Origin of the sequence: Lebetimonas sp. JS032 (assembly GCF_000523315.1) — a bacterium.
Lineage (GTDB): Bacteria > Campylobacterota > Campylobacteria > Campylobacterales > Nautiliaceae > Lebetimonas.
Genome location: NZ_ATHS01000001.1, coordinates 512,972 through 528,024, shown reverse-complemented (window position 1 = coordinate 528,024; position 15,053 = coordinate 512,972). Strand labels below are relative to the sequence as shown.

Sequence of the window (15,053 nt, the reverse complement as noted above, 5' to 3'; positions counted from 1 at the left end):
AAGAGGTCATAATATGAAAATAATCAAAAAAATGTGGTATGATATAGAAACACGAGGAGAAATTTTTAAAAATATTGGACTTGGATTTTTTTTGACATACTCCCCACGCCTAAAGGCGGGGGATTCTGGCTTTAAGCGATGGTAGCCTGTTTAATAATAGGTCTTACACCATCTATGCCAAAGGTTGATGCCCCAACCTTGCAAATATTTATACTTGCGTTTATGTCTCTATCGTGTTTTGTCTTACATACAGGACATATCCAAACTCTCTCTTTTAAGTTTAAATCCTCTTTTACATATCCGCAGTTAGAACAGGTTTTACTCGAAGGATAATATCTGTCTATTTTTATAACATTTACTTTATAAGAGAGAATATTTACAAATTCGCTAAAAGCATAATCAATAATTTTTTTACCCCATAACTTTTGCATTGCTTTTAAATTTAAATCTTCTATTGCTATATATTCATATTCTTTTGCTAATTTGTTTGCTAATTTATGAAAAAAATCTCTTCTTGAATTTGCGACTTTTTTATGTAGTTTTGCAAGTTTTTTTCTTGCAAACTCTCTATTGTTAGATGATTTTTTCTTTTTAGAATGCTGTTTTTGAAGTTTTTGAAGTTCTTTTAAGGTTTGGAGATAATATCTTGGAGCTTGGATTTGTGTTCCATCTGATAAAGTTAGAAAAGTTTTCAATCCAAAATCAATGCCCACGATTTTACCCGATGTGGCACTGATTTTTTTATATTCCTTTTCTATTGCAATACAAATCCAATAATCCCCGATATTATCTCGCTTAACGGTTACAGTTTTTATTTTTCCGTCTATTTCTCTGCTTAACCAGAATTTAAACTTATAGCCGTTAAGCCAGATAATATTGTTATCTATTTTATATGAATATGAATGTGGTCTTTATCAGTTTCCATTTCTATTATTTCTACATCACACTCTTTAGCTACTTCTTGTATTATTTCTTTTAATCTTTTTTCTACTTCTCCAACTAATATTTTTCTCCTGTATTTAGGGCACCAAACAATGTGATATTTGCAGGAATAAACAATATTTCTATTTGATTTATATTTATCTACGCATTTCATATTTGTATTATATCAAATTATTTAATATAATACAAATTAATAAAAGAGTTTCAAGGAAATTAAATTTCCTATCAACTCTTTTATCGCCTTATATCCCTATGCCTAAAGGCAAGGGCTTTACGGCGTTTTTTTTGTAAATGCAGGTTATGGAATAAGTCTATCAAATATCCAAATAATCAACTGGGTAGATGCAATATTAGGATTAATTTTAATACTATCAGGTATATACTTGGAAAGGAAAAGCAAATGGGACATATAATCTGGACTACTTTTGGAGTGATATTAGCAATATTAGCAATATATTCAGTAATTCAAACAAGTAAACACAAACCACGCCACGAAAATAAAATATGAGTATTTATATATTTTGGGCTTTATTTGCAACAGGAGCTTTAATATTTGCTTATTGGGTAACTCATACAGACCAAACACAAACCAAAACACGAGAAATAATAAAAAAGTAGTTTTAAGGAAAAAAAATTTGTGATATAATTGTGATAGTAAGATACCAAGAGGGAGTTCCCCTCTCCCTCTCAGTATACCATCACTAGAATGATTTTAACTTATTTAAATAATCATAAAAATATATTCTTCTTTAACCAAAACTCAAAAAACGGGTCTTGAAAATAATATATATTTTTTTCTGTAATATCTTTTTTAATTAAATTTTTAATAGCTGTTTGCAAAGAAGGGGCTTTTATCATTTCAGGAACATATTCATCAGAATAAATATTTTCTCCACCGCTTAAAAGAATTATTTTTAAAGCTATTTTTTGATTTTTAGTTAAATTGTCCCATAAAGCAATAAAATATTCTTTCTCTTTTGAAGTGGGCATAGACGTTCCTGAAATAGATTTGATTTATGATAAAAACGGGTTAATCCATTACGCTGTTAAAAGATTTGACAGAAAAGAAAATAATGAAAAATTACATCTTCATACCATTGCTACAATGGAACATCTGGATTTCAGGATACCGGCTCATTACAGTTATTTAAGCGTATTGAATTTAACCGATTATTTGACACAGGATTATTCTCAAATAAAAGAATTGTTTAAAAGAATGGTTTTTAATATTATAGGAAGAAATCAAGACGACCACGCAAAAAATTTTTCCTTTATGATGGATAAAAATGGAAATTGGCGTCTATCCCCTGCGTATGATATTACATACGCATTTGGAACGGGTTATACAAAACATCATCAAATGACAATAAACGGTAAAACAGATGATATTGAACTGAAAGATTTATATGAAGTGTGCTAAAATAGGTATTTCTGAAAAGGAAGTTAATTCAATTGTTGAGGAAATAGGAAATAAATTTTTAGAGTTTAAAAAAAGAGCAGTAAAATTAGGAATTAATAAAGAATTTGTAAATCTAATCTCTTATATAGTTAATGATAAAAGATGTATAAATGCTTGTTTAGAAGTAAACGATTTTGTGCCGATGGAGGTAAAACAATGAAAAAATTATTACTTTTAATTCCGTTTTTGTTATTTGCATTCACAAGCAAGTATCTGCCAAATTATGATATTCAGGCAGAGTGTTCTCAGATTTTGCATAAAAAGGCGTTTGATATATGCTATTCGTGCAAATGGAAAACTCCAAAGTTGGTAGTTTATAAAGGTTAAAAATGAATAATAATATAGAAATGGCAATCAGTGCAATACTTGGGGCATTTTTGTTTATGGCGTTATTGTTTATCACTCTTTTTACGGCTTATAAGCTAATTATCTTTATTTGGAATGAAACAAGAAAAGAAAGAGCGTATCTTTTGATAGTCGATGGATTCAAAGCAATAACTGTTGATAACAACGGAATTCCTGTTATACTTGAAAAAAACGGGAATTTTGAATTAAATTAAAACACAAAGGAGTAAAAAATTAAAAAACTTGACGAAAATGAAAAAAACCATTTAGAAACCAAGTGGGACATTGATAATACGCTTGATTATTATTCAATTGAAAGAGGGATAGTGACAACTCCGGAAAATATAGATTTTATCTTTTATCATAAATTTTATGTCGGTGTTGATAAAAACGGCTGCAAATAATTTAATCATCGAGATAAATAACGGTGTATTGTCAAAGGGTCCTACCGGAGAAGCACTATATAACGGAAATATCTTAGGAATAAATCCTAATACTTGTACAAATGAAAAGGTTGCCCCATGGAAAGACAACCAAATAAAAAACGGATTTTATTCTTCAATTTCTGTTAGACTGATTGATGATTTGACAATTAATTTATATTCTGAATTTACTGATTTTTACACAGAGGAAATTGTTAATATTATTTTATCAATCAGAACGTCAATAATGATGGCTTATGAAAAAAATAAATATATTAGTAAACTTAAATATTTGACTTTTTATGATGAAATAACAAATTTAGGAAACTTAAACAAATTTAAAAAAGATTTTAATGAATACGAAGGTGAATATACTTTATGTATGATTAATATAAAAGATTTTACTTCAATTAATGCAAATTTCGGTTTTGAGTTTGGTAATAAATTGTTAAAACAAATAGGTATTGAGCTAAAAAAACATATTAAAAAGATTGATGAAGTTTACAGAATGTATGATGACAGGTTTTTACTGTTTTTAAAAGCCAATATATGGAATATAGAAACCATTAAAAATATAACAAACAAAATCTATAATATTTTTTCAAATGAAGGTATTGAAGTTAACGGACAGAAAGTTTTTTTGGAAATAAACGGCAGTTTGGTTGATTCAAAAAATATTAAAAAGGAAAAAGCGCTTGAAGGTTTGATTTATGCATATGTTTTTGCAAAAAATGTTGTTAATAAATTTGTAATTTATGAATTATGGATGAGTGAGGAAGTTCAGTACAGGGTTCATTTAAAAGAATTATTGTTTAAAGCCATCAGGGAAAAACTGTTTGAAGTATATTTTCAGCCTATAGTTGATATAAAATCATATGAAATAGTTCAGTTCGAAGCACTTTCAAGGCTAAAAGACAACGGAAAATTTGTTAATATGGAAAAACTGATGAATATAGCAACCGAGCTTCAAATTATTCCGGAGATTACAAAAATTGTAGTAGAAAATGTAGTTAAACATTTAAAAATATTTAAAACTGCAAATCCTGATATAGGAGTTTCTATTAATGTTTCAAAACTTGATATGGAAAGTGATTTTTTAGAATTTTTTAAAAACAAAGTAATATCAAACGAATTAAACTTTAAAAATTTCTCTTTAGAAATAACAGAGAGGGAATCTATTGAAGATACCAAGTTAACTCAAAATTTTGTTAAAAAATTAAAAGAGGTTGGGGTTAAATTTGAAATAGATGATTTTGGGGTTGCTTATTCCAATTTGAAACAAAGTGTGAGTATAGATTTTGATGTATTGAAAATTGATAAAAGTTTTGTAGACAGAATATTTGAAGAAAGAATTAAAATAGTTGTTTCTACCATTATTTTATTTGCAAAAATGTTAAATGTAAAAACAATTGCGGAAGGCGTTGAAACAAAAGAGCAGCTGGATATTTTAAAAGAATTGGGTGTAGATTATATCCAGGGATATTATTTTGCAAAACCTATGCCTTTTGAAGAAGCGGTTGAATATTTAAAAAAGAATATGTGATTTTTCCTTTTTTTAAGGAAAAATGCCACACCTAAGGGAAGAGCAAAAAACAGAAGAGTGGTAGCTAAAATTATCTACTAATTCTTCTTTTTTTTGTATAATTATCAAAAAGGCCGTTAATGCTAAAAGCTATCCTTTTTGATACTATTTCTTTGATAACTATTTTAAATCCAATCGCCGCTGCGGCGGTTATGATATCTCTTGTTAAATATTCAGATATTTCTTTTACCGTATTAATTGCTTCTATTATTACAATGATTGCAGGCGGATGGGTTCTTAAAATATTCGGTATTAATCTGCCTTCTATTAAAGCAATAGGCGGGGTGGTACTCTTGATTATTGCTTTAAATATGATTCAGGGTAAAGAAATTTCTCCTACAAATACCACAAAAGATGAGCATGAAGCGGCTCAGGAAAAAGAAAATATAGCGATAATTCCGCTTGCAATTCCCGTTTTGTTCGGCCCCGGGGTAATTACCACTATTATTGTTTTAAGTGAAAAAAGTAAAAAGCTGATTGATAAAGGTGTTTTGTTTACAGCCATTGTTTTATCTGCATTGATTGTTTATATTACTTTAAAAAATGCTTCTTTTATTTCGAAATTTTTAGGTGTTAACGGAATTAAAATAGTTACAAGGATTATGGGACTTATAATAGGCGCTATTTCATTTTTGTTTTTGATAGGAGGCGTAAAGGCGTTATGGCTAATATCTTAAATTTAATTCGAAGGGAAAAATAATGAGATTTATTTTTATTTTATTTTTATTTTTTATTAATCTGTTTGGCGGTGATTTAAACGGGCTTATTAAACAAATAAATAAAAATTCACCTGATTATACTTTAGATTTAGCTTTAGTTAAAAAAATAAAAGAATTGAATTATAATAATCCTGCTATCGATTTAAATATTTCAAATCAAAATGAATATTTATCACTATTTTTTAAATTAACTGATTTAAAAAAAGAATATAATAATCTGCCTTCCATTATAAAAGAAACTAATAAAAAAATTGATATTCTTTCATCAGATAACGATATAACTTCCAAACTTCAGACATTGTATTATCAAAAGCTTTTAGATATATACAATAAAAAATATGATTATTTAGATAAAAATTTTCAAAATATTGAAAAAGAGGTTTATCAAAAACTTTTTGATATTAAATTTAATTCTGTTTTGGCCCAAAATAATATTGATTACTGGAATAAGCTGTTGAATGACAAACAAAAAGAGCTTGAAAAATTAAAAATAAATCTTCAAAAATGGCAGATTTTAAATAACGAAAAAAATATTGAAAACATACAAAATCTTATAAACATAAATATTCAAAAACAAAAAAACATATATAAAAATCTTTTAAAAAATTATTTAATATTGTTTCTTGATGAATTAAAAAATAAAGATAAAACTGCCTTTAAAACAGCCCAAAGTATAGATTATTATGCCAATAAACTTGATTTAAATGAATTAGGAGAAATAATAAATGATTTTGAAACATTCAGATTTGGGACAAAAGCTATCATTTATAATTCAAAAAAAGAGTTGGAACATACGTTAGAAAAATTTATTTCTTTAATTAAATATCCCCTTTTCAAAATAGGAAACAATTTTATAACGCCTCTTGATTTAGTATTAGTTATTTTTATTTTATTTATAGGCTGGTTTATCGGCAAATATTATAAAAAACTGATTTATTCACTTAGAAAGAAATATGAAATTTCTTATTCAAGCGCAACGCTGCTTGCAAATATAGGATATTACACAATTATTTTTCTTTCTTTTATTTTTTCCCTTAAAATAGCCGGACTCGATTTAAGCTCCCTTGCAATAATTGCCGGAGCACTTTCAGTTGGTATCGGTTTTGGGCTTCAAAATATAGTAAGTAATTTTGTAAGCGGAATTATATTAATGTTTGAAAAAACGATAAAAGTGGATGATTATATTGAGATTGATGAAAATACAAGAGGAAAAGTTATAGACATTTCAATGCGCTCGACTGTAATAAGAACAAATGACAACATTGATTTAATTATTCCCAATCAGGATTTTATACAAAACAAGGTTATAAACTGGACACTTGGAGATGAAATTGTTAGATTTAGAATTCCTTTTGGAGTGGCTTACGGGAGCAATATAGAAAAAGTTGAAAAAATAGTTCTTGAAGCTATAGATAAATCGTCTCTCCCTTTTTTAAGAAAAGAGCAATATAAACCGTTGGTTGTTTTTATAGAAATGGCAGATAGCAGCTTAAATTTTGAACTGTTTGTCTGGGTAAGAGGTGAATATGCTATGATGCCAAGAAGAACAAGAAGCAAATTTTTAAAAGTAGTTTATAATGCATTAAATGAAGCTGGAATTACAATTCCTTTTCCTCAGCAGGATTTGCATATAAAAGACACAGTACCGTTTGAAATTAAAATAAAAAAGGATTGATATGGAATTTCTTTATTCAATAAGTGAAGCATTTAAGGATTTAAAAAATACAAAAATGCAAAAATTATCTATTGTTTTAGGCAGTGTTTTGGCGGCTTTTTGGATTATTATGGCTTTGTGGTTTTGGAACAGGGGATTAATATTAACAAATTTCCTGATTTCCATTATGCCTTTTAAATTTTTACAAAACGCAGGAAGCCAGTTTATTATAATGATTGTGTGGATACAAATTATTTTGGCAAGTTTGGGAATCATTTATTCTTTATTCGGCAGATTTTTTAAAAATATATTTTCTTCAATTGCACTTGTAAGTATCATAACTTTTTTTTGGACATTTGTTTTTTTTGTTTATCATTCTGCAATTTCAGGCTATGTAAAAAATCTTCTCAGAATTTTTCCATATCAGAGCATTGAAGAGGCAGTCTCGAATATACTTTTGGCATTTATGTTTTATTCTTTTTATATTGCGGCTTTTTATTTTATTTTTTTAATTTTCAGCGTGAAAATTTTAGAAGAGATAAAAGAAGGGCAGTATCCTCAGGTTGATACTAAAAAAGAATTTAATCTATTAAAAATTATTTTTATAAACATAAGGGATTTTCTAATATTTTTATTTGGAATGATAATTTTTTATCCTTTGATGTTTGTTCCTTTTGTAAATATTTTAATAATTGTTTTTCTCTGGGCGGTTTTGATTAAAGAATCACTGCTACAGAGTGTTTTTATGCTTTTTGGAAAAGAAGAAATTGATAAAAAGAAAATCTGGGCTTTTTGTATTTTAAGTGTAATTTTAAACTTTATTCCGGTTTTAAATTTTTATGCACCGGCTTTTGGAATTTTGAGTATTTTTCATTATGTAATGGAAAAAAAAGAGGACAGGCTCAATTTAGCTTAACTATCCTCCCATCAGTTTTCGGGCTTCCTACACTGAATCCGTAAAGTGCCAAATAATTAACATTATTTAAAATCTCTTCAGTAATTAAATTGTCAAAAAAGCATCCGATACCACAACCTCTTAAATTTTTGGCTTCGGCTTCAAGATATAAAACCTCTCCTATTATTCCCGCTTCAAAATTTAACAGTTTATATTCATACTCTTTTTTGGGTTTTTGCGATACCATATTAATAGTAAATGCTGAGTCTTTTCCCAAATCCTGAATGCAGTTCGCAAATTTACTAGCCTCACTGAAATCACCTTTATGAATTTGGGTAAGGGAATTTTCTTTTCTAGAAAAATAATAAATCCCTTCTTCAATTCCGTCAACCCTGTTTACAAAAATTATGAAATCAACTCTGTTTAGAGTAACTTTTACATCAAACGGAGGTATATTTCTTGGCAGGGTTTTATCTAAAATATCCAGAAAATCTTTTTTTTCAATGTAGCTTGGAATAAATCCCAGTGCACTTCTTCTGTTATCAATTATTTCATATGCGTTAAAAGGAGATGATATAAATTTAGGAATTTCATCTTTTAGAAAAGTTTTAAAAGGCTCTTTTCTTTTTAATTCTTTTGCAGTTTCAAAAATAATATCCCATTTTACTGAATCATTTGCAAGTTTTTTATATTCTAAATGAAATTCTAAGTTTTTAAAATTTTCAAAATTAATTTTTGGTTTTTTATCACGATAAACATAAAAACCCGCTTCAAAAATTTCATCCTCATTTTCATAAAATTTTGCTTTGTTTAGATTAATTAGATTGCTTAGTTTTTCTTCATCAATATCGTTTATATATTCCATTTTCCATCCAAGCATGTTTGAAGAAAATCTACTTGAAGCTATTAAATGTCCTGTATCAAGCAGGCAGTATCTCAGGGCTCTTTCTCCGTATTTCCAGCTTTCTCTAAGCGGAATTGAAGTAAAAATCAAAACAAAGCCGTTTTCAACCAGATTTTCACCTTTTGCAATTTTTTCTAAACAAAACTCTTTTACATTAAAATGGTAAACTCCGTTTTTTAAAATAATATAAGTCTCTTCCGGGTGTAAATTTCCGCTTGACGGATTAACCCTTACATACCACTCATTCATTCCTAAAACTTTTTTAGCATTGATAGCAGCTGAATATCTTAAAAAAGCAGCTAAATTTTGAATATTTATTTCCTTAGAAGAGTTTTTTAAATACAGTTTTTCATAAGTTAATTTTTCTATTTCAGGATTAGGTAATGGAATTTTTTTGGCATTTATATATTCTTTATAAGGGCTTGGCTGGTTTGCCCAGTCTAAGTATCCAAGGCTTTTTGCAAATTTATTTGGATAGTGGCGAGTTGTTTGATGATATTCAATTGATTTCATAAAAATCCTTTTTATTAATATAATATCGGCAATGACTAAATAGTAAAAATTCATAAAAATAACTACAAAGATAAAAATATGACAGCTTCGAGCTTCATTTTGCTAATGCAACGCTCAAATTTTGCTAAAAATTGCAAACAGCTTCGCAGGCCCTAAGGACTCGGTGCAATTTTTTTAACGCAAAATTTTCGCTAAATTCCGCTACGCTGTCATATTTTTACTTTTTCGTTATTTAGTCAGTATCATCATATCAAAAATTGGACAAATTTTATCTTTTTTGTTATAAGGAATGTAATGAAAAAAATTTTTTTATTTATAGGAGCAATTATGGCAAATCATTTAAAAAATGCTGACAGTCCTTATCTAAAGCAGCATGCAGACAATCCTGTTGACTGGTATGAATGGGGTGAAGAAGTTTTTGAAAAGGCAAAAAAAGAAAATAAACTTATTTTTTTAAGTATAGGTTATTCAACATGTCACTGGTGCCATGTAATGGAGAGGGAGAGTTTTGAAAACAAAGAAATTGCCGGTATTTTAAATAAATATTATGTGTCAATAAAAGTGGACAGGGAAGAGATGAGCGATATTGACAAATACTATCAAAAAGCTTATCAGTTAATGCACAGACGCTCGGGAGGTTGGCCTCTTACTATTATTATGACACCTGAAAAGAAAGTGTTTTATTCTGCAACTTATGTGCCGCCTCATTATTCACAATACGGTCCGGGACTTAAAGAAATACTTTTATCTATTGCAAACGACTGGATGGAAAATCCCAAAAAAATTTTGGAAATTGCAGATAATTTCGAAAAATATTACAAAGAAAATGAAAATAAAAAATTGCCAAAAGAGAATGTGGATAAAAGTATAATTGAGAATATTATAAAAAAAGCAAAAAATGAGTTTGATTTGGAATATGGAGGAGTAAAGGGAGCACCTAAATTTCCGATGGAGAGCAGCTTAGATTTACTTATTGATGTATATGTTATTACAAAAAACAAAGATATTTTAGATATTTTAAATTTAACTCTTACAAAAATGGCAAAAGGCGGTATTTTTGACCAGGTTGAAGGCGGATTTTATAGATATTCGGTAGATAACAAATGGGAAATTCCTCATTTTGAAAAGATGCTTTATAATAATGCGAATTTACCTTATATATATCTCAGGATGTATAAAATTACAAAAAATCTTTTTTATAAAGAAGTAGCATTTAAAAGTATTGATGAAATGTTAAATAAATATTATGAAAACGGGCTTTTTTTCTCAGCTAGCGATGCGGACAGTAATGGGGGTGAGGGTAAATATTTTGTATATGATTTTGATGAGGTTAATGAAGCATTTAGTGAGTTTGAAAATAAAGAAGAATTGTTAAATTATTTTGGAATTAAAAAATATGGTAATTTTAACGGATTAAATAATCCTACGATTCAAGGAGAAAGACCTAAAAATTATGAAAAAGCTTTGCAAAAATTAAAAGATATAAGAAAAACAAAAGAGTTTCCGTTTATTGATTCTAAAAAAATAACATCATGGAATGCAATGATGATAAAAACTCTTTTTGCAGTAGGTGAATTTGATGAAAAATATTTAGATACTGCAAAAAAGAGTTTAGAAAAATTAATCGAAGTTATGTATAAAGATAAACTGTATCATTCTTTTAATAAGGATGAAAAAAATAAAAAACCTGCATTTTTAGAAGATTATGCATATTTAATTAATGCTTTAATTACAGCTTATGAGTATTCTTACGAAGAAAAATATTTAAAATTTGCAAATAAACTTAGTAAAGAGGTATTTTTGTTTAAAAAAGATAACTGGTATATGAATCAAGATAAAAGCATAAAAGCTGATTTCAGTGATTCATCATATGCAAGTTCTTTGGGTGTTTTGGCAAATGATTTTTTGGATTTATCGCTTTTAAATTATAATATTGAATTAAAAAAAGAAGCTGATGAAATCATTGAAGAGGGAAGCTATTATGTAAAAAATTATCCTCTTTTTTATGCAAGTATTACAAAAGCCGCTATAAAAAATATTTTGGGTGAATATATAATAACTTCTGAAACTCCTTTATATAAAGAAGATTTTTCATATCCTTATGTTTTATGGAAAAAAGGTGAAAGTTTTGAAATATGTACAATTTATAAATGTATTAAAAAAAGTAAGAATTTAGAAGAAATAAAAGAAATTTTTAATATTTTATGATATAATTTCACCTGTCCCAGCCCTGTGCAAGGGGTGTAAGAGGCAACGCTTCAGGCCCGGAAGGGAGCAGAGCACCTCTTATGTCCTTGTGCCGCAGGTTCCTGGGGCGCCTGAAAAATAATTATAAGTTATGAATGTTGAGTGTTGAATTGTGAATTATAAATGCTAAATATTGAATTATAAATTAATATTTTTAGCTAAGTTTAGTGTCAAACACTAATTATTATAAATGAATAAAAGAAGAAGTTAAATCCCTAAAATTTTAACTTCATTAGGATTTACATCGCATATATTTGGAATATTATTAGGATTTAGTGCCAGCTCTTTATTGTCCATTATAACGATTTCGCTTTCTATTATATGTTTAGCAACTTTTTTAGCACCTGGGAGGGAGTGCATATAACAGCTGCCGCATTGATAGATATTTGCTTCCGGGATAATATCAGTATCTAAAATATTTTGCATAGATTTTCTCCACGCTTCAATTACTTCTTTATCATTTGGTTCTCCGATTATGCTCATATAAAATCCTGTTCTGCATCCCATAGGTGAAATATCGATTATTTCAAAATCAGGTAGATTATCTCTCATAAATCCGGCAAACAGATGTTCAAGCGTATGCATTGCTTTTTCATCAATAATTTCTTTGTTCGGTTTCGCAAATCTTACGTCATAAACTGTAATTACATCTCCTTTTGGTGTTTTCATTTTTTTTGCAATTCTTAGGCCCGGGGCCGGCATTTTTACATGATCAACTAAAAAACTATCAAGCATTGGCATAATTTATCCTTTTTTGTTGAAATTATATCGTAACTTTGATACAATTTCATCTCTAGTTCTCACCTCTTTATTCCTTGGTCGGGTTGCAGCTATGCTGTTAACGGAGAGGGAGGCTAAACCCAGCCAAAATAAAAAAATAATTCAAGGAGAAACAATGGCGTGTAATGTAACAATGAAAGATTTATTGGAGTGCGGTGTTCATTTCGGACATCAAAGAAGAAGATGGAATCCAAAAATGAAGAAATATATCTTCGGTGTCAGAAAAAATATTTATATTATTGACTTACAAAAAACATTAAGATTTTTTAAATATGCATGCGGCATAGTTAGAGATGCGGCGGCTGAAGGAAAAACAATTCTTTTTGTCGGAACTAAAAAACAAGCAATTGATGCTGTAAAAACTCATGCCGAAAGAGCCGGTATGCCGTATGTTAACCACAGATGGCTCGGCGGTATGCTTACAAACTTTCCGACAATTCAAAAATCAATTAGAAAACTTGAAATAATTGAAAAAATGGAAGAGAGCGGTCAAATTAACCTTTTAACAAAAAAAGAAAGATTAATCTTAGCCAGAAGAAAAGCAAAACTTGAAAGAGTTCTCGGCGGTATAAGACATATGAAAACATTGCCGGATATGTTGTTTATTATTGATACGGTTAAAGAAAGAATTGCAGTTGCAGAAGCAAATAAACTGGGACTTCCTGTGGTTGCTCCGCTTGATACAAACTGCGATCCTGACGTGGTTGATTATCCAATCCCGGGAAACGATGATGCAATCAGAAGTGTAAATCTTTTCTGTGAAAAAATTGCAGATGCTATAATTGAAGGTAAAGAAATGGCAAGAAGCGCAGGAGAAGAAATGGAAGAGATTACACCTGAAGAAATTAATGAAGAAATTAAAGAAGTAAAAGAAGAAGCAGCGGCAGAAACTAAAAGCGAAGAAGAAATCGAAAAAGAAACAGAAGATATTAAAGAGGAGGCATAATATGGCAAACATTACAGCAGCTCAGGTAAAGGCGCTAAGGGAAAAAACCGGTGCCGGAATGATGGATTGTAAAAAAGCATTGGTTGAAGCAAACGGCGATGAAGAAAAAGCGGTTGAAATATTAAGAAAAAAAGGTCTTGCAAAAGCCGCTAAAAAAGCGGACAGAAATGCGGCTGAGGGAAGAGTGGAAATTCATATTACTCCTGATATGAAAAAAGGAAGCATTGTAGAAGTAAACTGTGAAACAGATTTTGTTGCCAAAACAGATGAATTTGTTGAATTTGTAAGTGAAACGGTTAAAACTGTTAATACTGAAAATATCACCGATGTTGAAAGCTTGAATAACACAAAATTTGGTGAGGGTATATTCGAAGAAGAATTAAAAGTAAAAATAGCAAAAATAGGTGAAAATATTGTTGTCAGAAGAATGGCTACAATTACTGCTAGTGAAAATGGAATTGTTAACGGATATATCCATGCAGGGGGAAAAGTTGGAGTACTTGTGGCGGCTGAATGTGACAGAGCTGAAACATGTGAAGCAATTAAAGATACTCTAAAAGATATTGCCATGCATATTGCCGCTATGAAACCTTCTTTTCTAAATCCTGAGAGTGTACCGGCTGATGTAATTGAAAAAGAAAAAGACATTGCAAAAGCCCAGCTTCTAAAAGAGGGTAAACCTGAAAATGTAATTGAAAAAATTATTCCCGGAAAAATTAAAAAATTCTATGAAGAAAACTGTCTTACAGAGCAAGAATTCGTAAAAGCCGAGAAAAAAGAAAATGTTGCCAAAGCACTTGAAAATGCGGCAAAAAAAGCCGGAGGAAGTGCAAAACTTGTTGACTTTATCAGATTTGAAGTCGGAGAAGGTTTGGTTAAAAACGGATGTACTTTAGCTGATGAAGTAGCGGCAGCTTTACAATAATTACTTAGCGCCTTTTGGCGCTTAAGTGAAAATAGTGAATAGTGAGTAGTGAAAAAAATGATAAAAGCAATAAATTTAAAACACTCATTTGATTATCTTCTTTTTTCAGATGTAAATCTTGAAGTAAAACCCAAAGAAAAAATTGCCATAATAGGTTCCAGCGGGAGCGGAAAATCCACACTTCTACATATTTTATCTTCATTTTTAAAACCAAATGAGGGACAAGTTTTTATTGATAAACAAGAAATTTATAAACTAAAAGAAAAAGAGTTAATTGAATTTAGAAGAAATAAAATAGGTGTAATTTTTCAGTTTCATTATCTTTTTAACACATTCACAGCACTTGAGAATATTCAGGCTGCTGCAATTTTATGCAACAGGGAAGTTGATTTTGATTTGCTTGATAGACTTAAGATAAAAGATGTGATAAATCAGAATATTCAAACCTTAAGCGGCGGCCAGCAGCAAAGAGTTAGTATTGCAAGGGTTTTAGTTAAAAAGCCGAAAATAATTTTTGCTGACGAGCCTACCGGAAATTTAGATAATGTTAATGCAAACGAAGTAATAGAAATTTTAAAAGAATATGCTGATGAGAACAGTGCATCTATTGTAACTGTAACCCACGATATGGAAATAGCTAAAAAATTTGATAAAATTTATGAACTGAAAAACAAACAATTAGTGAAAATGGTGAGTAGTGAAAATTATGAGTAGTGAGTA

At 29.2% G+C, this 15,053-nt stretch carries 16 protein-coding genes, 1 other RNA gene and 1 pseudogene; 13 read left to right on the top strand and 5 right to left on the bottom strand.

Going from position 1 to position 15,053, the window contains the following annotated elements:
- Positions 1-131: 131 nt before the first annotated feature.
- The 3 genes and pseudogenes from DZ65_RS09770 to DZ65_RS0102860 form a co-directional block, all read right to left on the bottom strand.
- Positions 132-872, bottom strand: a complete 741-nt coding sequence (locus tag DZ65_RS09770) for a transposase (protein ID WP_236617389.1) — start codon at positions 870-872, stop codon at positions 132-134.
- Positions 873-895: 23 nt separating this feature from the next.
- A pseudogene (gene tnpA, locus DZ65_RS0102870) lies at positions 896-1,096 on the bottom strand (IS200/IS605 family transposase); the annotation flags it as partial.
- A 575-nt stretch (positions 1,097-1,671) separates the two neighbouring features.
- Entirely contained in the window at positions 1,672-1,932 is a 261-nt protein-coding gene (locus DZ65_RS0102860; RefSeq protein ID WP_024791164.1) for a hypothetical protein, read from the bottom strand.
- Here DZ65_RS0102860 and DZ65_RS0102855 point away from each other — a divergent pair.
- The 8 genes from DZ65_RS0102855 (at position 1,925) to DZ65_RS0102820 (ending at position 8,039) form a co-directional block, all read left to right on the top strand.
- A complete protein-coding gene (locus DZ65_RS0102855) occupies positions 1,925-2,362 on the top strand; it encodes a type II toxin-antitoxin system HipA family toxin (protein WP_024791163.1) in 438 nt (145 codons plus the stop codon). The genes DZ65_RS0102860 and DZ65_RS0102855 overlap by 8 nt on opposite strands.
- Positions 2,349-2,561: a hypothetical protein gene (locus DZ65_RS0102850; RefSeq protein WP_024791162.1), complete on the top strand. Its 213-nt coding sequence runs from the start codon at positions 2,349-2,351 to the stop codon at positions 2,559-2,561. Before DZ65_RS0102855 ends, DZ65_RS0102850 begins: the two co-directional genes overlap by 14 nt.
- Positions 2,558-2,728, top strand: coding sequence for a hypothetical protein (locus DZ65_RS10695; protein WP_156920211.1), 171 nt, complete (start codon positions 2,558-2,560; stop codon positions 2,726-2,728). Before DZ65_RS0102850 ends, DZ65_RS10695 begins: the two co-directional genes overlap by 4 nt.
- Positions 2,729-2,730: 2 nt before the next feature.
- Positions 2,731-2,961, top strand: a complete 231-nt coding sequence (locus DZ65_RS0102840; RefSeq protein ID WP_024791161.1) for a hypothetical protein — start codon at positions 2,731-2,733, stop codon at positions 2,959-2,961.
- A 166-nt stretch (positions 2,962-3,127) separates the two neighbouring features.
- Entirely contained in the window at positions 3,128-4,711 is a 1,584-nt protein-coding gene (locus tag DZ65_RS0102835) for an EAL domain-containing protein (protein WP_162147621.1), read from the top strand.
- A gap of 119 nt (positions 4,712-4,830) precedes the next feature.
- Positions 4,831-5,427 (top strand): MarC family protein, encoded by a 597-nt coding sequence (locus DZ65_RS0102830; protein WP_024791159.1) that lies wholly within the window; start codon positions 4,831-4,833, stop codon positions 5,425-5,427.
- A 22-nt stretch (positions 5,428-5,449) separates the two neighbouring features.
- Positions 5,450-7,144: a mechanosensitive ion channel family protein gene (locus DZ65_RS10315; protein ID WP_024791158.1), complete on the top strand. Its 1,695-nt coding sequence runs from the start codon at positions 5,450-5,452 to the stop codon at positions 7,142-7,144.
- A 1-nt stretch (position 7,145) separates the two neighbouring features.
- Positions 7,146-8,039 (top strand): hypothetical protein, encoded by an 894-nt coding sequence (locus DZ65_RS0102820; RefSeq protein WP_024789380.1) that lies wholly within the window; start codon positions 7,146-7,148, stop codon positions 8,037-8,039.
- On the opposite strand, the gene DZ65_RS0102815 is transcribed toward DZ65_RS0102820, so the two are convergent.
- Complete coding sequence (locus DZ65_RS0102815) at positions 8,026-9,435, bottom strand: SagB/ThcOx family dehydrogenase (RefSeq protein WP_024791157.1); 1,410 nt, start codon at positions 9,433-9,435, stop codon at positions 8,026-8,028. The genes DZ65_RS0102820 and DZ65_RS0102815 overlap by 14 nt on opposite strands.
- A gap of 294 nt (positions 9,436-9,729) precedes the next feature.
- Between DZ65_RS0102815 and DZ65_RS0102810 the strand changes: the two genes are divergently transcribed.
- Together DZ65_RS0102810 and ffs are read left to right on the top strand one after the other, a co-directional pair.
- The gene (locus tag DZ65_RS0102810; protein ID WP_051428169.1) at positions 9,730-11,643 is read left to right on the top strand and encodes a thioredoxin domain-containing protein; all 1,914 of its coding nucleotides are present in this window, start codon (positions 9,730-9,732) and stop codon (positions 11,641-11,643) included.
- Between the two features lie 13 nt (positions 11,644-11,656).
- An RNA gene (gene ffs / locus DZ65_RS10535) (signal recognition particle sRNA small type) lies at positions 11,657-11,754 on the top strand.
- A gap of 135 nt (positions 11,755-11,889) precedes the next feature.
- On the opposite strand, the gene luxS is transcribed toward ffs, so the two are convergent.
- Complete coding sequence (gene luxS / locus DZ65_RS0102805; RefSeq protein WP_024790699.1) at positions 11,890-12,423, bottom strand: S-ribosylhomocysteine lyase; 534 nt, start codon at positions 12,421-12,423, stop codon at positions 11,890-11,892.
- A gap of 154 nt (positions 12,424-12,577) precedes the next feature.
- Here luxS and rpsB point away from each other — a divergent pair, with 154 nt between their 5' ends.
- Genes rpsB through DZ65_RS0102790 form a run of 3 tightly spaced genes read left to right on the top strand, consistent with a single transcriptional unit; the run spans position 12,578 to position 15,047 of the window.
- On the top strand, positions 12,578-13,408 hold the full coding sequence (gene rpsB / locus DZ65_RS0102800) for a 30S ribosomal protein S2 (RefSeq protein WP_024790698.1): 831 nt from the start codon (positions 12,578-12,580) through the stop codon (positions 13,406-13,408).
- 1 nt (position 13,409) lies between these two features.
- Positions 13,410-14,333, top strand: coding sequence for a translation elongation factor Ts (tsf, locus tag DZ65_RS0102795; protein ID WP_024790697.1), 924 nt, complete (start codon positions 13,410-13,412; stop codon positions 14,331-14,333).
- A gap of 57 nt (positions 14,334-14,390) precedes the next feature.
- Positions 14,391-15,047, top strand: a complete 657-nt coding sequence (locus DZ65_RS0102790; protein ID WP_035908293.1) for an ABC transporter ATP-binding protein — start codon at positions 14,391-14,393, stop codon at positions 15,045-15,047.
- Positions 15,048-15,053 lie beyond the last annotated feature (6 nt).